This is a genomic window from Paraburkholderia caffeinilytica, assembly GCF_051027425.1.
GTDB lineage: Bacteria > Pseudomonadota > Gammaproteobacteria > Burkholderiales > Burkholderiaceae > Paraburkholderia > Paraburkholderia caffeinilytica_A.
The window spans coordinates 2,205,339-2,227,415 of the sequence record NZ_CP186552.1; the positions used below are offsets into that span (position 1 = coordinate 2,205,339).

Below are 22,077 nucleotides of genomic sequence, written 5' to 3' on the forward strand. Positions count from 1 at the left end.
GCTTGGCACCCGGTAGCCCGATGGCTGCAAGATGTTGGTTCTGATGAGCCAATACCGCGCGTTGGCCTCCATGCGCCGCGACTATTGAGTTTGGAGATATCCTGACCAACGATACCCACTCGATTGTCAACCTACGGGCTGGAGCCTTGTGAGGGCGGCGTATCTGCTTGGTCACGCGTCGTCGATACCGTCAGCCGTACCGAAAATTCCGTCTGGCACTTAGCGGCTCTCGCCGGCCCGCAGCGGAAAAGCCACGCTCCCGGCAGCAAAAAATCGCGAACACGGACCGTCTCACGACGATTTGTGGAACGCGGTACCGTCGCAGATACCGTCAGCATGCTACAGCTGAAAGTCTACATTCTCGTCTTTTCTCCAGTCATTCCGCTTCGCGAGGATGCGCACCGGTTTTTCGAATGGACGCAATACAACGACTGCGCTTTGATGCGACTCAGCCAGTAGTTCCGTATCTTGCTGGATGCTTCGTTCGCTTAGAACGCACCATACAAGGCACCAGTTTCTGTCGCCCAGCCAACCCATAAATTCCTGGTACGAAGCCGCGACCACCGCGCTGCTGCCAACACTACCGAAGAATACTTCCCGCCCGTTTCGTGCTCTGATCACGAAGTCGCCCGTCTCAGTCTGTTCCGGTGCCGACAACGGTCCTAACGGAGATTCGCTCATCTCGCGACAGACACCAGGCGACGGTAGCGCAAAAGGAGTTGCCTCGCCGCCGACGGAGCAGACAGTGCCATGGAATAAACCGTCCGCTTCAGTCAGGAACCTATCCCCTGACGAACATTCTCGCTCTACCTCGTCCAGCATCGGGTGCCACGGATACTCGGTCACCCATCCCCCATAAGCCTTGGGTAACTCGACGCCGCGCCCCCAGAACGTGCGCTCGCGAAGCCGCGCACCTAGTTCCATGGCATTTTCCGCAGGCACTATGAAACTATAGAGATTCACCCACTGGGTTGCGTGCTGCACGCTTTTTTTGCCGATGCCGAAAGGCAATGGTTCATCAAAGCTCAGATGGGCTGACAATACGAGCCTATGCTCATCGTCGATGTTTACATGCAGGTACCGACTGAAGTCCTCGAAGTCCGATGCGATCCAAGCCGCGCGGGAGGCCTCTCCATCCATTGATGGAATGGGATTGTATGCGGCTGTTTCCATCTGAGCTGAAAGCACACCCTTGCCAGCCATCTTGGGGAAAAACGGAAGCGCAGGGTCGTAATCGCGCAGAAAGAGTTCTGACGCGCTGGAAAAGTCAACGAGCTCGTCCGACGACCGTCTGAGCTTTCGATGGTCCGATAGGTATCCAAGATATTCGTAAAGACCGATCCATTGGAACTTCTTACTAACACGCTCCATCGGTGGACGTTGGCGCCCATTCGATTCGATGGATCGCTCGAATCTGTCGAGTTCCCCCTTCTCATCCGGCCATCCTAGCTCCACTACCCTCTGGAGGATAAACCGCTTCGCGACGCCTGCGTCCTCCCGAGGATAGCGCTCGAACAAACTCTCGGCATCCGGATTTACCGCTGCCGGGTCAGTAAAATTCCGCACCGCACTTTGCATGACATAGCGCCCGAAATCGCCATACGTGTGCCCCCTGTCCTCGGGCTGCACCGAACGCCTGATTGTTGCGAAGATGGGATCATCCTCCAGCGTCTTTACCTGAGCATCTGACCAGATGGTTGGTATCACCGTGTGATAGGGCGGCCGCACCCGCGCCTGAAGCTCCCCGAACAGGACGCCTTGGTGAATACAGTATTCGGCGATAAAGCGAGCATACTCGCGTTGCAGGAGGTTGGGCGGAACTTGGTTGCCTCCAAAAAATTGCTCGCAAACTATACTGCCTAGCGTTTGCAGGTCTTTACCGGTCAGGGTTGGTACTAGCGCCGCGACTACGGCAAGTAGACGCTCTTTCACGTAGGGATCATCGACCTCCCAAAAGCGTTGAACGAGCCGAGATATTGGGCCCGACCGCCCCCGAAGCAAACGAATCGCGCTGTCCGTCGCGCGATCGCGATTCTTCTGGTTAGTTGTCGACGTAAGCCATAGCAGCACATTGGCGGCCAGCCTAGCTTGTTCATCCGAGCAGCGAGGGCCGGCCGCGTCACACCAACGAACGAAGCGCTGCAATTCACCCTTTCCCTCAGATAAGTCCTCATATCCGAGTTGGATGGTCCAAAAGACCTCACGTTCGACAAGCGCTTTTGACGACAGCATGTAATGCAGAAAGTCTGCATTGAGAGGGTGACCTTCAATCGCGGCAAAGTTCATCAGACGGTTGAACACTTCGACGGGCGGCTCACCCGTCTGCTCCCACTCGGCGAACAAATGTCTAATACGAGCATGCGTTGACGGAATTTGTCGCCACGCTAGCGCTTCCAACCAAGTGTCCCACACTATATCCCTTGGCGAATATCCGGTCTCGTCCGGTTCGGGGAATGTGCATTCTACAAGCTCGAGATTGAAAATTTCGGGCAGCAGCAATGCGTATGCAAAGAGACGCGCATGGGACGTGACATCCCACCAGTCCAAATGCGGCAAAACCTGTTCACACCAAAACCGCGACCATGCGGCGACGTTTTCAAACTGCTGCAGTTCGGCCCTCGCCACCTTGACGTCGTAGAAGCGTTCGTACTGCAATCGGACGTAGGTACCATCATCACGCACTACCTCTTCGATGACACCAAATGACCGCAGCCTGCTGTACAACGAGCCGGTTGCGGTTCGGTCAGGAAAGAGCTCAATGCAGATGCTTTCTGCGTCCTCAACCGGGATATGTGCAGCGTGCTGCGCGGCCATCCGCTCGACGATTCGCTCAACTGCCTTCGTCGCGATCGACTTGCGACAATCGATCGCTCGCTCAATGTCTTCGCAGATACGGTTTTCCCATGCATCCAGAACGGCCACAAAAGACAGCGGCTCATCAGGAAGTTTCCGATCCGCGTAGGTTTCACAAACCGTCTTCAGAAACAATGGATTGCGAAATTCTGGCGCAAACGAAGGAAAGACGTCGGCAGACACGTTATATCCGCGGAAGTATGCGTTGACCACCGTTTCAAAATCCAGGTCGTAGCCGGCGTGCACCACCCTAAAGGCGGAATCTATCAATTGCTGCGATACGCATTTTGGCAACCAGTCTTCTCGGCAGGACAGGACGAGATGCACGCCAGGAGACGCCTCGATTGCCTGAATCAGTTGATGAAGATGCGAGAACCACAAGCCTCGTGTGGGAGACTCATTGATGGCATCGATCAGGATAAGACTCGGCCGACCGGAGGCTTCCGACTGTGCCCTAAGGCAGGCCAGCAGGTCAGCGAAGCGATGCTCCCAACCCAACAAATCGGTAATCTGTTGCGTAAGCGGCCGGCCTTCGAGGAACTGCTCTCCCAGCAACAGCACCGCGCCCGCCTCTTGTTCGAGCAACTGCTGCGCTGCTGTCGCCATTAAATGGCTCTTCCCAATGCCTGCGTCTCCGGTCAGCAACCATAGTGGGCGACGCAGTGCATCCTGCCGGGTCACAAACGTCCGGTGAACGCTCATAGCCGATGACAAGATGCCTCGCGCCATACTGCCGATGCTGACCAATTGTTCAATAGGGCACCGCTCTGTGTCCGGATCAAGCTCGCGCGATAATCGTTCCTGCTCGCGTGTTGTCTGCGCAAGTTCCCTCGCCGACTGGACCAGCGAGTTCAGGGCCGATGCAAACCGAAAATCTTGAGCCAGAAGTTTCCCATCCGCCATGCCGTCAAACACATCGCGCAGCGCTACCCGCACGTTGTCACTTGCTACCGTCAATGCGCACGGCGCGTTCTCAATTGGGCCCGACAGCGTTCCAGTCAGATCTCGTGTCCTAACGGCCAGATCTCGGCATAGGTCCTGATACTCGCTGAGAGCATCCGGCAGAGCAAGCAATACAGCGAGATCCTTTTCGGCTTGCGTCTTATTGTGGAGATCCGGCGTGAACCTTCGGTGCAATTGAGATATCGCCTGATCTATTTTCTGGCTCAACCAAGTCGGTGAATACTCGGGAACTCCAATCCAGTAGGTGGCTAGGTAACACCATTGCGGCTGAATAAGGAATCCGGTGATTTCGGATTGCCCCATCCAAGTCACCACAAGCCCCGGATACGTGAACCTCCAGCCAGTAACCAATGTGTTCCAAGTAGCAATCTGCCCAGGCGTCCGGTCCCGCGGCACACAGACAACGTATTCTGAGAGGTCAGGATGCTTCAGCATCGCCTGACGCACCGACTCCTTGATCTGGGTCCACTGGGTCGACGCAAGGTTGTCGCGGAAATACTTGCTCTGAATCCCGATGCGGCGACCACTCTCGGTGATCACAATCGCCTCCACACCACCATCCCCGCCTGCGCCATGGACGCGTTGCCGATCACGTACCGGCTCTTGGCATATGGCGTCGGCCAGATGTACACACAATTCTTCAAAGCCAGCAGCCTGGCTCCCCTTCGCCATTCGAACTTTGGTCAAATCGAGCATAGATATGTTTTGTGATAGATACTGCTGAACGTCGGGCCAACATGGCGATCACTGGGACTTTACAGCTCTGGTAGACCTCCGAGTAAACTTCACCAGCTACGAGAGCTGCTTCGGCAGATCACGTGACTCGATGTCGGACCCAGATGGCAGCTTCTTCAACGGAAGACATAACTCGGCATGGAAAATCGCGCTCGATAGCCAAGTGTCGCTGCTTCAGAAGCGTGTGCATCGGCCCGTCAGTCATGAGGGCGTCGCAGTAGCCTAACGCCGCGCCAGCATGATGGAAGTCGAACAGATCGTTAGCATCCAGTTTTTGCGTGCGATTCCAACGTAGCGCTGCATGCAACAGTGCCCCGACTTGCAGCGTGCGCAGAGCCCGCCGACCGGCGGGTTTCCGAACTGCTGCCCGTAGCAAACCGAGGCACTGTCTCGTAATTCCTTCCCGCTCATCCGGCGACGGTTGGATGTCCGGGCCCAGGGACTTCACGGTTATGTGGTGCAGCACGTCAGCGGCGATCGGAGCTGCGAGTTCCAGAACGCCATTGATCTCGTCACGATAAACCTGCGCGAAGTTCTTCATCGATAGGGAATGCGCCGCGTTGTCACGGTTCAGCCGATCGGCAATGTCGACGAATGTCGAAGCGAACGGCCGAGCGTCCCCGATGGTCGCAACTATCGTCGACGGAGAGATCTCCCATAGATGGTCGAAAAACGCCTTCTGAATGACGAGTCGCTTATCCTCTGGGAAGGCTGAGGCGACCGGATGCTGGCTCCCCATAATGTACGGGACCTTCGTCCAGACCAGGTGCTCCAGCGGATGAACGCTGTACCCAGCGTTTGCGTGGAGGAAGTGCGCCACTTCCGTCGCCACACGTGCCGGCTCTGGGCTAAGCGTGATGCCGCAGCTCAGCTCGTCAATCAGCTCGGCCGTTGCACCCCTGGTTACCGGGTCCGACTGCTTCATTAGCTCAAGAAACAGGGCATCGCTGATGGGACACACCAACCGTCCAGCGGAGACACCAGTCATGAGTGAATCCAGCAGATCCGACGCGCCCGGCGGGCTTGGCGCGCGCGTGCGCGCGGAGCGCAGGTGAATCCAGAAGCACTTATCCAGATAGATCCGGTCCCGCCCTGCCACCCACTCGCCGAGTTCGATCACGCGGCGTCGCTCGTACTCGCCGATCGTGATCTGCGGTGTAGAACGATGGAACACAAGTCGGTCGGCAATGTGGGAAGAGATCACTGAATTTCGCGTCTATTGTTAGGTTCAACGGGCGTTAACTCACACTTGGTCAGGCCGACAGCCCGGGGAATCTGGGCTGGAATTCCCAAGCACACGCACTAGCGATGTTCGCCACGATGCTGCGTGACACACTTACGGCAATCATTCGTCCTGCCCTCCCCATTCGTCGCCCGTCGTCACTTTGAACAAGCGTTTAAAGACGTCGTGTTCGGCGAGGACGAGAGGACCGAGCCTCTGTACGTTTGAGAATGCGGACAGGAAGCCACTGGATGCGTGCGAGACCGCTATCAGTATGTCGATGACCTGCTCGATGGTTCCCGACTTGAAACCCTCAACGGTTTGCTCCCGGACATGGGCGCTGTAAAAGTAGCTCATTCCGTACACAGAGCCGTGGATGACTTCGGAGGACACGGCGTAGATGCCACCGTATGCACCGATCAACGCACCAGCAGACGCCTTGACCACCTTGCCTATTCTGCCAATACGATCCACAGCGTTTAGCGCAGTCCACGATTCCTTCCCCTTCCCCGCGAAGTCCGGGAACAGCCTTGCTGCTTCCAGCTTGGGATCGGCTGCGCCAATCGCAATCATGATGTCGCCATTGCCAATGATGCGGTTGTGGTGCTTCCACGCTGCAAAGTGCCGGTGCACCAGTGCCCGGCGCGAGATTTCAACGGACTGCGTTACGAAGAAGGCTGCATTGATAAAGCCTTCCACAACCGAGCGAGCAATCGGGTACAGGTCGCGGATGCCAATGCCCTGATCGTCCGACAGCTTCAGGATGGTGTTAAGCGACTGACCGGCACCCATGGCAACCGCACACGTTGCGCGCGCCTGGTCTTGCGCCAGGATGCACGTCAACTCTTGATCGCTGAAAGTAATCGGTCCTTGCGTCATCATGTACAACGCGATTCGCAAGAGCTCCTGTTGCGCCGCAATAACCGTCCGCAGCTCCTTCAAAGTTTCGGCCTGCTTCTCCATGTGCACTCCGCGTGGCGTTTGAGCGATGGTGAACGATTCTAGGTCATGCTTTTTCTGGTGGCGAGATGAGTTGTCGCTTCACGGACGACAACGATTCTTTCGTCCCACCATCGAGGGGCGCTTCGGAACGTCCGGCGTGGCAGTTGATCAGGAAGATAGCGACCGCAACGCTCGCATTTTTTGCGAACCTCGCGTATGAGGCATCGAGCGGTGGCCGATGGCCTGACGCCCCGTGCGCCGTCCCGAAGTGAGTACGTAAGGCACCGATTCCCCCACAGATCGATTTCACGCCAGCGAAAAATCGTTTCGCGTCTTCCAGTACATCCCTGTCCGGCCATTCCAGGCGGTCGATACACGCGTCAACGAGGGGCGAAATTGACTTGTCCTTGGGCAGTGCGACACCACGCTCCCGCAGGATTTCTGCGCAGACCGACTCCAGGAAACTGCTGCTGCGGGTCAGACCATCCCCCGTGTGAAGATGAATCGCATCCAGCAGTTCGTCCGAGCGCATTTTTAACGCATCGCTGTTCATCCTCTCCAGATTTTCGGCCAGTTGCCCGTCGAGCTTCGCGGACTCCGCCGAAAGGACGGTTCGCAGGGCCAACAGCGAGCCATCGAGCTGGAACTCCTGTTGGTCAAGTCTTGCCGCGATGTCATCCAGCAACGACCCGATCATCGTTTCATCCAGCAGGCGTACCAGCCAATTCGACGAACAGCTCGCCAGCGGCTGGTAAGCGTTCGTTCTTTCATCCTCCGGAATACCAGCGTACGCGTCGGCCATATCGTCATCGGACGTGCGGTGGCCAACGCTCAGCCGCCCAAACGCGTAAGACAGCCATCCATAGGTGTGCCCGTCTGGCCACTCTTCCAGTGTCACGCTGGCACTGGATGCATAAACACCAGCCTCGCCGAACGCGCCAGCCAATTTCGCTTCGAGTGCGACGGCTTTCTCGGCCAGCTGCACCTGTTTCGTGTCGATGAGCCGCTTTTGGGCAGCCAGCGCCTTGATTCTGTCGTCCATGTACATTCTCGCGCGTGCCGCGCCTGCCCCAGCCCGCCGTTCAAGTTAAGGTTTAATTTAACCCTAGGCGGGACACTGAACCCTAGGCGCGCCGCGTTGTCCGGCTATTCTACTCAGCCAAACAAGCGTAGCTATTCTCGGATCCGTCCTTGTCTCAGGCCGCGACTGTCTCTACGAAAGAAGGGTGTGGCAGCTCGATTCGTAGCAGGGCAATGCTGCACGCCTATCGGGGAAGTGGATGAAATCGGTTATCGTTACGGCCCGATGTGTTCGAATGCCAACAAGGGAGAAAATGGACGCGCGCATGGATGCACCACGACACGTGGACATTCTCGGTATCGGAGAACCCTTTGCGACTCGCTGGCGCCTGTCGCTCGTCTTTGGATTGCTCGCCTATGCTGGATATAGGCTGGTCAATCCGGCGATCGCCCGCCAGTTCGACTTTTCAACACAGATCCATTACAGCATCCCTGTCTACTATGGGCCTGCAGCATTGCTGATGCTGGCCCTGTTCGCGCTCCACAAGCGATTCTGCTTTCCGGATATCCACTTCGTCGGCAACATCCGGCGAAAGGATGTGATCCGCGGCATGCTGGCGGTCTCAGTGCTCTACATCGCCGCATACAGCACAGCGTATTGCCTCGGGCAACCGCGAGAGGCAGCCATGGCATCGCTCTACAGTCTGAAGACACCGACACAGAATGTTGTGATGGTCATCAGTCTGCTCGCACTCCCCCCGATTGTGGAAGAACTCACGTTTAGGCACTTCCTTCTGTCGACGCTACCGTTCAAGGCAAGCCGCAAGATTGCTATAGCCGCGGTGGTTGCAACAGCGTTTCTCTTTTCAGTGCAGCACCGGCACTACGACTACCTGACGACCTACCTGCTTTTGTTCACCCTCGGCGTTGTATTTTCACGGGCACGCATTCGCACGGACGGGGTAGTATTGCCCATCGCGTTGCACAGCTACGCCGTCGCATTCGCACTGATCTGCGATCGGGTGGTAGCACACATTCAGGGCTGACCGGAGTGAGGCAAGACTGAAGATGAACCTGAAACCTGAATCCAATCAAGCTACCGTCGTAGACCGCGCCTTGATTGACACCTATGAAGAGATAGCAGCCAAAGCCCAGCTTGTGCGAGAAGTCCTGCAGAAGCGCAATGTAAAACTCGGGAACGGCAGCGCACTTTCGCAGCTACTCAACCAGGCGGATATCCTGAGCCGTGAATGGGTGGCGCAGCGCGTTCCAACCATTCGAGTTCTATCCGAGGCTGCCTATGTGAATCGCCTGGCGGACGCCATCACCTACTTGCCCGAAGAACCTGGAATTCGGGAGGCGCTAAGACGGATGGCAGGTAGCGTCATGCAACCCGATGACAGGAGCAATTCACAGGGAAAGGACGCCCTCTGGGAGGTGGTGCTCCTTGCCGACATCAGGAAGAACGGATTGGCCGGCAAAGCCGCGGAGCCGGACATCGTGGTCAACTTCGGCAATGGTGACTACCCCATCGCCTGCAAAAAAATATGGTCGGAGAACGGGGTGGAGAAGCACGTCAGAAAGGGAGCAAAACAACTGGAGCCGTTCGCAAACGGCGGGATCATTGCATTGAATCTGGATGACCTTACGCCTGCAGGGCACGTGATCGCGCAGCCGGAAAGAATGACCGCGAAAAAATTTCTCGATGATTTCAACATGGATTTCATCAACCGCCACCGCAATATCCTTCAGCGAGCCATCACGGATGGCAAGTGCGATGGCTTCATAATTTCTACCACCGCCGCGGCTGTCCTGTCCAACGAAGAAACGGCGTTCAACCTCGTCACCCAGTCATCGCTCTGGCATCTGAAGGAAGCACCTCCGGATGCACTGGAACGCTTCTTTTCCTTCGCGCGAGCGCAGAACACAGTGAACTAAACGCGGCCCAGGTCCGCCCGCCGGCCAAAGGGAAAGCCCGTCCAGCCATGGCCCTTCCAGCGCAGAAAGTCGCATCGCCTCCCGAAGTATTTGAGGCCACCTGGGAACGCCTACGACGAACTCCGATGACGAACTCCCGCAGTTTCCGAAGCTTAGCCCCCTTCCATTCCGGCGCACCATCCGCCGTTATGAACTGCGGCAGATTGTTCTTTTGGCCGACACGACAATCTACGAAATGGAGCGCCGCGGCGAACTCCCGCGTCGCTTCAACCTGACGCCGCGCTGCGTCGTGTGGGACTTGGCCGAAGTGGAAGCGTGGATTGACCAGCGCAAGCAGGAGCGCGGAGCGGATTCTCAAAGCCCGATGTCCACCTACGAAGATCCCGCCCTGTTCGGACGGGATCATGTGGAGAGTGAGGCCGGGCATTGCCCTAGTCGGGCGCCTGCCCCTCAATGAGTTTGCGGTATAGCTCCTCGAGATCAGGCGACTCGCTTCGCCGAGATAACCACTCGTCTGGCAGACCAGCGATCGCCCGGAACCGCGGATAGATATCTCGCCGTCGATCGGGATCGAGCGTCGAGAGCGCTTCTTTGGCTTGTCGAGAGAGATGCCGCGGTGACCAAATCTGGCCGGGTTCGTTTATGACAACCACCAGCGACCGATGCGTAAAGGCGCTGGTGTCCCCGCTGCGTCCGGTCGACTTCCCGCGATGATATTTTTGGAGCTTGAGCGAGATGACAAGACTACGCTCGGACAGCTTGAGCAATGAACACAATGCGCCGCGAGTGATGAACAATCGGTATCCGGTTTCACTCCAGGCGTACTCACCGCGGCCACCTTCAGCCCCCCAGGCCTCGGCACGATATGCTGATGCCCCGTCAATAGACCAGTGACGTATCGCCTTGTCATCCGCGATTGTCCCCAGCAGGCCTCGCGTCCAGTCCGATGGGAACGGCCTGTCGAGTGCGGTGGCGGCACCATAGGGATCGTGCCGATCGAGCTGACGCTCAGTGCTCGGTGTCTTTGCAACCCATGGCTGAACCGTATGACCGTCGCTGCCGAAATGACGGGAAATTTCATCTTCATCGTCGGGCAACCATCTAAAAAATGTTTTGTCTGAGAGCAATGTCATGACCACCGCTCGCGCATCACTGACATTCGCCAGTACACTTTGAAGCATGACAGTTGTATCGCGCCCGATCGACCAACGGCCCGCAATGGGAAGCCAATCCGTCACTACCTTGCCGTCCGCCAGACCGAGTAACGGTGCCAGCAGATTGCTATCTTCGCGGACGGTACCGCTCTCACCGCTCTCCGGCATAGGCATGTCCGCTGCCTTGGTAAGGTCGAGCGGAAACGGATCGGTAAGATCCGCAAGCCAGAGGCCGTCCTCTCGTGAGAGCGTGTATTCCCTGAGGAATGCGCCCCAAGCGTCGCCGTCCCAGTCCTCGCCAACAACCGCCCGTCTGGCCAGCAGTTCACCGGCAACAAGCATGAGTGCATGCCAGGCGAGATATCCCCCGTAGCGATCGCGGTCGGGGACGTATCCCGACGACCAAGATTCGTCATGGCTGTTGCTGCGCGGACAATCGTGCATCGCTCGAACTTTTGCGTCCCACCGCCGCACCCATGCACAAACGCGATCTTCCACCTCCCAGCCTGGACAGCCGAAGACATGGCACAAGCGCTCGACCTGATATTTGTTGAAGTCATAGTCGAGATGGAAGCCATCCTCTGCTCGTGGCGAGGCGTCGGGCCTGGGGGCGTAGCGGAGCTCGCGATAGTCGCTTCGAGGTGCATATGGATAAGGTGACTGGTTTGCCGAGGCAAGCTTGGCGATGACAGCTTCGCGCTCATTGATTGCCAGAGACTGCGCAAGCTCGCGAAGTATGTCAATCGCGAACGCACGCATGACAACGTGCGGAAACTCAGCGGAAAATGCGATTCGCTCGAAGAACGCGCAATGGTGAGTGAACACGGGAGCGGCGTCTTTCACTACGCGAGCAAGGGCTATCAACAGCCAGAGCTGCGCGTGCATGACGTAGAAAGGCAGTTTTGCATCGCCGAAAGGCGAGTTCTGGGCAGGCTCAAAGCGCTCGATCAGTTTTTCGACCACATCGAAGCGTCCGACCACCACCAAACGCCTTACCGCATGGGCAGCGCGCCAGCGCATCTCTGCAACGGGATGGCCAAGCCGAGCCCACAGGAGTCCCGCTACGAATGCCGCCTCGTCGGGCGGAACCGCAAATCGAGCGTTCCACGGCCCGTCTCCAACTTCGGACGGCAGCTTTTCGCCTGTGTTCGCCAGAAACCGTTCGAGGCCCTCGGCCATTGCACCGGCGCTGACGTCCGACGCCAGCTTCGCGGCGAGGGCAAGGTAGGCATTACCGCCAAGGCTATCCGCCGTGCTCCGGAGCGCGGCAACTACGTGCTCGACAAGGGATGCGCGATCGGCATGAAAATATTGCTCCAACCCCCGCCAGCCGCCCCATGCATCGGTGCATGAACTGGCGAGCTCGGCAGCGTGCTTGGTCGCCAAGCGTAGCCCCAAGTCAGGCAGAGCATCGCGCATAGCCGCCGACGACTTACCCCACGCCTCCAGGTAATCGTCCAGTGCGCGGATTTTGTCGGCAAGCGTGGCTGCCGTTGCTTCAACGACCGCGCGGACGAACCCGAGACGGTCGGCGGGAGAGTTGGCTTGCTTGGCCAAATCGATCAGTGTCCGAACTGGCCAGCGTCGTCCCGACTGGTCAATCTCCTCGTCGAGTATCTGACGGTCGATGTCGCCTGAGTCCGTGAGGTCCACCGGGAAGAAAGCCGGCGGCTCTGTCGCGATCGACGGGGGGATGAGCGATTGCGATTCGGATTTGGGCCCAAGGCGAGCGAGCAGGCCCTCGATTCGTGTTCGAGCTCGGGAAACGGCAGGGAGAGTCCGCTCAGCGAGGTCATGTAGCCCTTCGATCGTCTCCCTCGTGGGAGATAGTTGATCGTCGCGATCAATTTCGACCAGAAGCAGATCGAAGAACCATTCCCGTTGCTCATGAGGCAGGCGGCCAATGATCTCTGACGCGAAGCCCGAGATATGCCACGTCCAAGTTTCGATCGGAGCAGCCAAGCCAAACAAAGCGACGGCGACTTCAACTGAAAGCTTCGAATCACGAACGAGGACAGTTAACGCTGGGCCGAGTGACAGTCCGAGCCGGGCCGTGTCACGATCGTCTAGCCGCGCCAGTACTGCCAACGTCGCCCGACCAGCAGCCGGCACCATCGTTTGGGCGTATTCGGTCCAAGGGAATTTGCCGTCCTCGTTCTGATTCAATTCGAGGATGCGCGCCAGGGTGTGCGCCGCTGCTGGCGAAAGTTCGGGGCCCGAATAGTGGCCCGTCAGTTCGAGCAAGTGGTTGGTACGATCGAAATCATCCGATCCAATTGCCTCCGTCAAGTCAAGCGCACGGCGGAAATAGGCCGCCGCCTCTTCAGTGCTGACTCGCCAGACCGCGCGAGCGAGTTCACCATAGGACGAGACCCTGATCCCGACATTGGTATCGAGCAGGATCTTGCGCTCGACATGGCCAGCAAGAAGAAGCGCAGCATCGTGACATTCGAGGATGTGTGACAGTCGAGCGACCGTATGGGTAAGTTCTGGCGTGAACAGGCCCGGAGCGTTCGCCGCCCACTCGACCATGCGCTTCGCAAGCACCGCATTGAGCGCACCTAACGCGTCGGCGAGATCGAAGATCACTCGGAAACAAGTTCGGGCGAGATACGCCTTTCCGTCGCGATACGGATAGTTGGACGACTGCTCGACATCGCGAACAAGTCGATCAAAGGCCATAGCCACCATCTCGCTTCGCGTCTTTCCACGCGGCGGGCGAATGATGTCGGCGACATCCTGCGCGTAGTTCAGCAGCGGTAAGATCCGACCGCCAAGCGTACGCGAATAGTCCGACCGCTTTTCCTCATCGAGGCCATTGCGCCGCTTTCGGCGATGCGGAGTTCCATCGAACTTCGGAGCCGCCAGCTTCTGATTAAGTACCCGGACAAAGGTGGCACCACCCCGCGACCGTGCACCTGCGGGCACCAACCCGATAAATTCAGTCGGCGCCATGTCGATCAAGGCGGCATGCTTCCGGCTCAAAGCAGCTCGAACACCGGCGACCAGCACGGTTACATGAATCGTGGGGTTGATCGGATAGTGACTTGAATAGTCATAGATGGTCGGAGATTTAAGTGCAGCTCCGGCAAGGATGGCCGCTGCCTCTTTCTCCAAGCCAAGCCCCATCGCCACCGCCGACGCCAGCACGCTGGCCGTCGCCAAGCCTTCGTTTTTTCCATTCTCAGAAGGTACTGCCGCAAGCGCCTGGACAAGCCTCCTGGCATGGGATCGGTCGCGACCGACGAATGGGAGCGCGGCAGCGTAAAGTGCTCGCGATTGCAGTCGGCAACGCAACAGTCGAGTTGCAACGCGCGTTTTGGGCGGATGCGGCGAATGTTGGTGTCGATCCAGAAGATCGAACAAGTCCTGAAACTTGACGAAGGCCGCACCATCGGCGCGACGGGCGAAGAACTCTGCAACGCGCACGTCGTTGCCCGCCAGCATCTCGATATAGGCAAAGCCAATATCGTCCCATTGCCCTGAAGTGATCGAATCGTTGAAACGCGCACTGCGTTTGGTCTGTGCTGCCCAATTGTGCCAATCGATCGATCGCCGAGCGTGCCGACGGGCCTCGTCTCGGTCGCCTGCGAAGTCGTTCGCAAGCGCAAGAGCGGCGTGTTTCCCCCCAGGCCAGCCAACATTGGTTGCGGAAAGCCGTCGTAGGGCTTCCGGGTCACGCGCTATGGCGGCGAGATCTGGATGCTCATATAGGAAGCGGTCGGATCGCTCATGTCCTGCAGCAACGAGCGACGCTTCCAGTAACAGGCGCAAAAGATCGTCGCGCCGGTTCAGCTCTCCCGCCAGCGCTATTGCCGCAGTGATCCGCGATAAGCGGATGTCGCGCGCGCTTACTTGTGAAGCACCCCGTGGAACACGCAGATCATAGGCCAGTTGAATGAGTTGGTCAGCATCGCGTAGCGAGGTGAGTAAAGCTGGCAAGGCTCGGGCTGCATAGTTCGAGGTGAGTTGGCGTTCCTGGAGAACGACAATAACGCGATCTCGACCTGCCTGGCTCACGCCATGGTTCGATCGGATCAAGGTCTCAGTCGGTTCATCGCGGAACATCAGGCCGTGCGGCGTTCGCTCCAGTAAGGGAGCAAGATCAGCCGCAAAGCTTTCAACCTGTTCCGCGATCAGGCCGTGTGCCGCAGCAAGCTCTTCAATGGGAACTGGGGGCACCAGCAAGGCGATGCCTGTGAGTAGGAGATCGATGTCCGCATCGCTTGCGCCGCGAGCACGTGCAGTTTCTCGTGCTTCATTGAGACGCTTACGAAGCAGCACATCGAGCAGATCTTGGGGCTCTTCCGGGGCGTCAGGAAAAGCCACGGGATCAAATGGCCGCCCGGTCGTGATCAGGTTGTCGAGACAGCGTGGGTTGCGACCCGATCGAGTCAACAGAGCGGCGATCTCCTCGGCCGAGGCATCCGGTATGCGCCGTCCGACGAGGGCACGTACTTCCGCGTCGGTGAACAATGGAACTGAGAAAAGACGATGCGATGTATCGCCGGTTGCCAGCGTGAGCCGTTCAGTCCGGCACGACGCGATGATGCGGACACCGTCGATCGGATCGACGCTGATGCTGCGCATGAGAAGGTGTGCGAACGACGATGTCGCGGTTTCCTGCGCCGCAAGCCCGGCATGGTCGATCGCGTCGAGCACCAGTGAAACACAGGCATCGCTGCGAGTTCGCCGCGCCGCCTCCACCGATTGGGCCAGCCGTCGGCGAAATGCCCTCAGCAAGCCCGTAACGTCCGCCACTGGCAACAGAATGTCGCACAGACCTTGCCCGGCCATGAGATTGGCGAGGTGGACGAGCGTCCTTTCCGGAAGGTGCCGACCATCGGCAGGATCTCGCCAGCGACCAGCGCCGAACCCATCGAAGAGCACTACGGGGCCATCGGCTCGCAATTGATCGGCGAGTCCTTGCATCAGGACAGTCTTGCCCATCCCGCCTGCCGCATGGACGACGAGAGGAAGTCCACATTCGCGGGCGAGGACTGCAATATCGTCAAGAACTTCGCGCTGAATGATCACCTCAACTGCGGGGAATGCGGCGGGCGTGGGATACAAACGATCCTCGTGCTCCACCTCCAGCTCTGCCAAGACCGCTACCCGATCAATTCGTTTGTCCCTCTCGCTACCCGGACCAGCCTTGATCCTAATGAGATTCCGCAACTTGAGCAGGCGTTTCTCCGCGTCCGGATCGCCAGGTTCGCTCCATGCGGCGAGCGTCGTTGAAACCGCACGCTCCGATTCGGCCAAGCTTCCCTTGCTGCCGACCAATTCCAATCGCCGCAGCAGGTCAGCACAGGGATGGGGATATTCTTTCAGGGCCTGTACGATCTGGCCTGCTTGGCGTGCTACATCACCCGTTTCTTGAATTCCCGAGACAACTGCTGCGATCGCCTTTCCCAAGTTCTCGTGGATGGGCCTGTTCGTGGCGAACTCATACCGCACCACGGCGACAATATGGTCATCGCCATGCGTCGCCCTAAGTTCGGCATCGGTCGAGGCGAACTTGGCAAGAGTTGATGCTAAGTCAGCAGCTCGAACTGGCGTTTCGGCGCTTGCGATCGAGTACTTGAACTGAACCACTGCGACTCGATGCGCCCGGGCAACATCCTTGGCACCGTGGTACCGGACAAGATCGGCAATTTCAACCGCGCTGGCTCCCAAGCTCTGCTCGTCTTGTTCATCGAAACCCTCAAGCGTGATAGCGATAAGATCGGTCGACGGCGGCAAGAGTTCAAGGGCTGTGCGCGCAGCCCAAGCTTCATGAAAGGCATGACCCGCCTTTGAGGCTCGGACTTTGTCGATTTCTATCGGCGCGGCGCCAGTATTGTCATCACTCATGCTCGGCTTGATTCACGCGGTCCAATTAGTCGTGTCATCTCGTATCGTTTTGATGCCGGATCGATTTTCGCGGCACAAATAGCCGATCGAGGTCAATGTTGCAGGCTTGCCGTTGTGGGCGCGGACGTAGTCACGCTGTCCCGAGTTGCGCTTGCAAGCGCTTCGATCACCGCTCGCACCGTGAGTTGAGCGATTTGCGCCGCGTGCGTATCGAGTTCGCTACGCTCGTGGATGTGTTTGGCGGGATGGATTAGATTGCGCGTGCCGCGCAGTCCCTGAGCGTATTTTTCGATACCGTTGCCGAGCAGATTGAGTTCCGCCGCGACGTCAATCAATTTCTCCGCCGACCATTTCTCAAGCGGAAAAACGACACCTGTCTTCGGATTCTTGGGCGCCCGGCTTGCCGCTCTCGCCCTCTGTTCGTCGCGCGACAACCAGTCGACGAGAACTAGCTCGAGCATAGAGCCATAGAGCACAGCCGAGGCCAACCATGCACACGCACGCATGCAGCGCTGCGCTTCCGCCCAACGAAATGCCAAATTTTCGGCAACAAGTGGCTCGAATCCGAGTCCGCCAAACGGTAGGCCCCGTTCTTCGCTGCGCGAGAGCAGAGTCGCTGGCGGACAGAGTCCGAGGCGTGGCACGACGGCTCGCGCATATGCGATAGCCCCTTCTCGAGTGGTGAAGAGCGCCGTTTCTCCCGGATTGTCATAATCGGGACCCCGCACAGCCAGCCCTGCAGAGAGGAGCGAGTCGATAGCATGCTCGCGCCGGGGAGGGTCAATGTGCGCTAGATAAACCGATAGCACGCGCTCCGGCAGTCGCTGCGCACCAGGTAAAAACTCCGGAAATTCGGCTGCTTCGCTGTGCGCGAGCCCAAGAATGAGGTCTTCGACGGCCGACCGCGGATCGCTCAGGGCTGGATGCCTGCGCTCAAGCTCCTGCCAACGCTGCTCGCGTGCAATCTGGCCGATTTCAGTCGCATACCAATAACCAATAGGGTTGCCGGAGACCCAACCCAGCGTCTGCATACGAGCGAGTTCATCTTCGAGCTCGGTCGGAGTGAAATTCCACGTGGCTTCATGCAGGCCAATCGCCTGCACGGTCACATGCGGACATTGAAGTGCGCCTGCCGTGAAAATCTCGTGCTCAAAGAGCGCGTCGCGCAAAGCGGTGAGCCTTGGGTTTCCGGTCATGCCACTCCCTTTTCCAATTTAGATCCAACGACCGAACTTGGCGGCGGCGAAAGCAGCCGAAAGAGCGGCCATTGCAAAGCAAATCTTTTTTTGTCCAACACCATTGAAACCGTTGCTTCAGCACAAAAAGTCATCGTGTAGCATTTTCAACTGGCCGCCAGCCGATATGCGCGCCACGCTCGCAACACTTCCCTTTCCCTGTTCAGGCCACGTCCGATTTGCGAACCAAGAGATCAGTAGCAATCGGGTGGAGCGCCTGCGCGACGTTGGCCTTAGGAGGCTTTTCCTGGAGCTGCTTATTCACCACTCCCTTCAGCAGCCAATGCATATCGGAAGCGCGAACAAGCAATTCCCACAGAAGTTCAGGCGGCAACTCTTCCGCAAGCGCAACGAACTCTGCGTAGTCATTGAGCGTAGGCGCGGCTCACTGACTAGAGCGCGACGCGCAAACGCCGAGCCCGCTCCTTGAACGCCCGTTCTCCCCCCTCCAAAATCTCGCAGACCCGGCGACGGATACGCGGGTTCTCCAGACCGCCGCACTCGTAGTTGATCTCAGGCAATTGCCCCAGTCTATGACGGCCGCAGGAGGCAACAATGACCTGATCAGCGTCGGTGTTCACGACGAGGTTTGCATTGTGCGTCACAATGATGATCTGCCGCCGCTTCCTAGCCTCGCGAAATCTGGTCACGAGTTCCTCAAATACCGACTGAGGGTCCAGGTTCTCCTCGGGTTGGTCGATGATGAGCGGCCGGTCGTCTTCCGCATCGATCGACAGGTACAACAGCAGTAGCACGATCCCGCGCGTTCCTGGTGAGAGTTGCTCGATCTCGACCTCGTCGTACTGAAGACTGTAGCCAACGGTGATGTGTTCAGTGCTGTAAAGCCAGTCGGAGATGCGGCGAGCCCATTCGCGGAACTCGACGTTATCCGGCTGATGCGCCCGCAGGTTTTCTTCGTTCGCCTTCACGAATTCGAGCAGCGCGGTAGCCGCTTCGTCTGATGACCCGGTCTGCCAGGCAGACATCAACACCCCCTTCGCGGCTTGCAGGACTTGGCCACGCCCACGGAACGGGCCGGTACGCAGATCGAGCAAGTCTTCGCCGACCTCGCACCAGCCTTCGATGTTGACATTGCGCTTGACCGTGAAGGCCAGTCGTCCCATTGAGCCAGTGTCGGCCGCGATTCTCTGTTGAATCGGAGCGTAGAGCTGCTTGAGCTCTTGCTCTTCCTCGACGATTGCCTCGAACACCCCCGCGTACGCGGTCCGGCGCAGTTGAACCAGGTCGCGAATCTTGGAATCCGCCTCTTGGGCACGTTTGATTTGCTCGTCGAGCTTGACCAAAGCGCTTTCCGCCTTGGTAATCTTGTCGGTGAGAGCAGAGTAGCGCTTAACCTTCGTCTTGTCGGCGCCGACGAGCAGGTTCAGGCGGGCAACTTCGCAATCGAGCAATGAGAGGGTCTGCAATTGGAGCTCTGCCCCCTCAGGGATGAGAGGTACATTGGGGTCCGCGCCTTCCACAAACACGGGATCGAGATCGGACGGACCTTGCATCTTGACCACCAGCGCCTTCACCTGGCGCACCCGCTCTGCCAACAGCGTGTCAACGTCTCCCACGAAGTCCACTTTAAACGCACCCCACTCCACCTCGGACAGGCCAGTGTCGGCGCGCTCTTGCTGCATTTCGCCCAAGAACTCCGGCGCGCGACGAGTGCGGAAGTCTTCGACATCCCCTTTCAGACTCATCAGCGTCTGATGGCGCCGCTTCGCCCTCTCGACCTGCAACCGCTTATCCTCGGCGGCTTGGGAAACATCTTCCAGTCGCTTAGCTCTCTCCTCGTTACCTTTAGGAATTAAAGACTTGCGATCGCGCTTGTCCTGCTCAATCGCCTTGGCCTTCTCCGCGCGATCTTTGCCCAGCCCCGCCAAGCTCGCTTTTCGGGTGCGTTCCTCCGTCAGGTCACTGGAAGCCTTGCGTAACGTCTCCTGGTGGCGCCGGCGCTTCTGACGCGTATTCTCGAGCCTCAGCTCGAGCAGTTCCTGAAACGTGGACGCGCTCATACGCTCGTCCCTCGGGTGGGCGTTGAAGATGACGCGCTCGATCTCCGCATTCAAAGGGTTGCTCTCGTCCTCTGCCGAGCACAGCTTGTTCACAAACTGCTGCGAGAGGTATTGCACATGGGAGCTGTACAGGAGATCGTCGACATCTGCGTGCGACACTTCGTTGTCAGTCGTCTCACCATTCTCCCAAATTAGCTCCGCCCTACAGTTATCCAGATGCTGTTTGGCTCGGAAGACAAACGACTCTTTGTTGAGGTGCGGCGAAAGGCCGTAGCCCCCCGCGGCAACCAAGTCGGCCAGTGCTGTCTTTCCAGAGCCCCGAGCGCCGACTACGGCTACCAGCCCTGCGTTGAGCGGGATTACTGCCTTCTTGAGCCAAGGCGCACCGACCACCGTTAAAGACCCGATAGTATGGCTCTGCAAAGACCCGCGGCGCGGCTCCGGTCCAATAAATACCCGCTCCTCTGGCTCCAGACAGGTCTGGCGCAAGGATTCAAACGAGAGATCGCCCTTGATCCAGCAGCGGCGCTGCTGGTCCGGCGCTCCCACCGTGTCAGTTGTATGCGCGTCGGACCCATGCAAGCATGGTTTCCGGCCGTTGTACTGCTCGTCCAGTTCCTGCACGGAAAGCGCACCCTGGCCTAGCCAGAAGCTGATCTGCCTGGGATTGGAGTCAAAGATGATATGGGCCAGTTGCTCGATGTTTTTGCGCTGCGCGGCCCACGAATCGGTCGAATCTCGCAGGCCGGAGGTACCGTCCTTCTGGCCACCTGCGACGGCGATCAACGCATTGCGCTTGACCCATTCGTGCTTACCCAAGGCAGCCTTTAACTGCTCCAGACTGACTTTGAACTGGTTCGCGCCGACGGAGCGGGCAGCCTCTGAGTCCGTTTGCTCCGGCTTGTGCTTCCTCCCAAGGCGGATCAGGTCTTCCCGATGACAGCGGAAGTTCTCCCCTTGATACTGAAACTCGAATTCGAGCAAGAAACGCTTGATTCGATCACAGTGATCCGGCTCGTCCGATGGGAAGAGGAGATGCAGGTTGAGCGCCGCCCCACGGTTCGTCTCAATGTTGAGGCGAAGTTCGACGTTCGGAAAGAGTAGACCGACGTTTGGCAGGCGCCCTTGGCGTTTGAACTCGAGCACCTTTTCATAGGGATCGATGCCAAAGTAATCGGTGATTCCCAGCGCCCGGATCGCGGGGTCGCACGTCTCCACTTGGGAAAGAAATGCCCCCCAAGGATCATTCCCCCTGTACTGGTCATTCAGGACGGTACCTGGCGTGTGAATGTGAGGATCCCAGCGGTGCCACTCAGAGCCACGTTCACTGTGCACAGCATTTTCGCGTCCTAGTGTTTCCTCTGCCATATTGTTCAAGTGCCTCCCCGATGGCATCAGCGCTCTTGTAACGCCCCCGAAGACAAATCGGTCGCCCTGCTCAGCGGACCGATACTACTCGAGATCATGCGCAGGCATGGCTCGGGCGTTATGCGCTCTAAAGGCGTAAGCGTACTACGAGTTTTCGCGGCGAGGGTAACGCCGTCATCTTCATCTATGTGTACAGCAAGTAATTATGCGCAAGTGATCGTTATTGGTGACCAAGAGGCTTACTAGATCCTTGCCCATCGGAGTCGATCCAGATTCGGCGGCCCGAGCGTTTTATCGACGGATCCGCTGACGCGGTGCTTAATGCGCATCCGGACATTAGTAGACCAGACCGCGGCACCTTTTCGTCGATCACGTGCGCTTTCCCCACCATCCGGTTGCGCTGTTTCATCCGGAGCGCAACATTCCCATATCAACGCGAATCCTCCAGACGCTTACGCGTCGGGACCGGGCTTTCGCGCTGCGCGCCGAGCCGCGTACCGCGTTTCGCCCCTGTCGGGCATCGCCGCCTATCGCAGCCGTCAACCTCGTTGGATTCTACGCGGCGCCTCATGCCCGGTCACCCGAGGCATGGCATGCACCCGACTCCCAGGTTCCCGCCCTCGACCCGCGACCGTAGCCAATAGCGGACAGGCATCAAGGGGCGAGGGACCGTGTTGCCCGCACCCCTCCCTCGCCTCTTTCCTTGACGCCTGTCCGCTATCGGCTCCTCAAGTCGCACGGGCGGGAACCCGGGAGCAAGGTGGCAGCAC

The 22,077-nt window shown here is 58.3% G+C and carries 9 protein-coding genes and 1 pseudogene; 3 read left to right on the forward strand and 7 right to left on the reverse strand.

Annotation, left to right across the window (positions count from 1 at the left end; all coding sequences use genetic code 11):
* Nucleotides 1-339: 339 nt before the first annotated feature.
* The 4 genes from ACOSV0_RS09615 to ACOSV0_RS09630 form a co-directional block, all read right to left on the reverse strand.
* Nucleotides 340-4,512, reverse strand: a complete 4,173-nt coding sequence (locus ACOSV0_RS09615) for a hypothetical protein (protein WP_434110100.1) — start codon at nt 4,510-4,512, stop codon at nt 340-342.
* A 118-nt stretch (nt 4,513-4,630) separates the two neighbouring features.
* Nucleotides 4,631-5,755 carry a hypothetical protein gene (locus tag ACOSV0_RS09620; protein WP_434110101.1) on the reverse strand — a complete coding sequence of 375 codons (1,125 nt, stop codon included), beginning with the start codon at nt 5,753-5,755 and terminating at the stop codon, nt 4,631-4,633.
* A 141-nt stretch (nt 5,756-5,896) separates the two neighbouring features.
* Nucleotides 5,897-6,736 (reverse strand): hypothetical protein, encoded by an 840-nt coding sequence (locus ACOSV0_RS09625; protein ID WP_434110102.1) that lies wholly within the window; start codon nt 6,734-6,736, stop codon nt 5,897-5,899.
* Nucleotides 6,737-6,779: 43 nt separating this feature from the next.
* On the reverse strand, nt 6,780-7,757 hold the full coding sequence (locus ACOSV0_RS09630) for an abortive infection family protein (protein WP_434110103.1): 978 nt from the start codon (nt 7,755-7,757) through the stop codon (nt 6,780-6,782).
* 304 nt (nt 7,758-8,061) lie between these two features.
* Between ACOSV0_RS09630 and ACOSV0_RS09635 the strand changes: the two genes are divergently transcribed.
* The 3 genes and pseudogenes from ACOSV0_RS09635 to ACOSV0_RS09645 all read left to right on the forward strand — a co-directional run bounded on the left by ACOSV0_RS09635 (nt 8,062) and on the right by ACOSV0_RS09645 (nt 10,090).
* Nucleotides 8,062-8,781, forward strand: coding sequence for a CPBP family glutamic-type intramembrane protease (locus ACOSV0_RS09635; protein ID WP_434110104.1), 720 nt, complete (start codon nt 8,062-8,064; stop codon nt 8,779-8,781).
* A gap of 22 nt (nt 8,782-8,803) precedes the next feature.
* Nucleotides 8,804-9,673: a hypothetical protein gene (locus tag ACOSV0_RS09640; protein WP_434110105.1), complete on the forward strand. Its 870-nt coding sequence runs from the start codon at nt 8,804-8,806 to the stop codon at nt 9,671-9,673.
* Between the two features lie 100 nt (nt 9,674-9,773).
* Nucleotides 9,774-10,090: pseudogene (locus ACOSV0_RS09645) on the forward strand (helix-turn-helix transcriptional regulator).
* Nucleotides 10,091-10,104: 14 nt separating this feature from the next.
* Here ACOSV0_RS09645 and ACOSV0_RS09650 read toward each other — a convergent pair.
* The 3 genes from ACOSV0_RS09650 to ACOSV0_RS09660 form a co-directional block, all read right to left on the reverse strand.
* Entirely contained in the window at nt 10,105-16,683 is a 6,579-nt protein-coding gene (locus ACOSV0_RS09650; RefSeq protein WP_434110106.1) for a hypothetical protein, read from the reverse strand.
* A gap of 92 nt (nt 16,684-16,775) precedes the next feature.
* Complete coding sequence (locus ACOSV0_RS09655) at nt 16,776-17,879, reverse strand: hypothetical protein (protein ID WP_434110107.1); 1,104 nt, start codon at nt 17,877-17,879, stop codon at nt 16,776-16,778.
* Nucleotides 17,880-18,310: 431 nt separating this feature from the next.
* Nucleotides 18,311-21,307: a TrlF family AAA-like ATPase gene (locus ACOSV0_RS09660; protein WP_434110227.1), complete on the reverse strand. Its 2,997-nt coding sequence runs from the start codon at nt 21,305-21,307 to the stop codon at nt 18,311-18,313.
* Nucleotides 21,308-22,077: the final 770 nt, after the last annotated feature.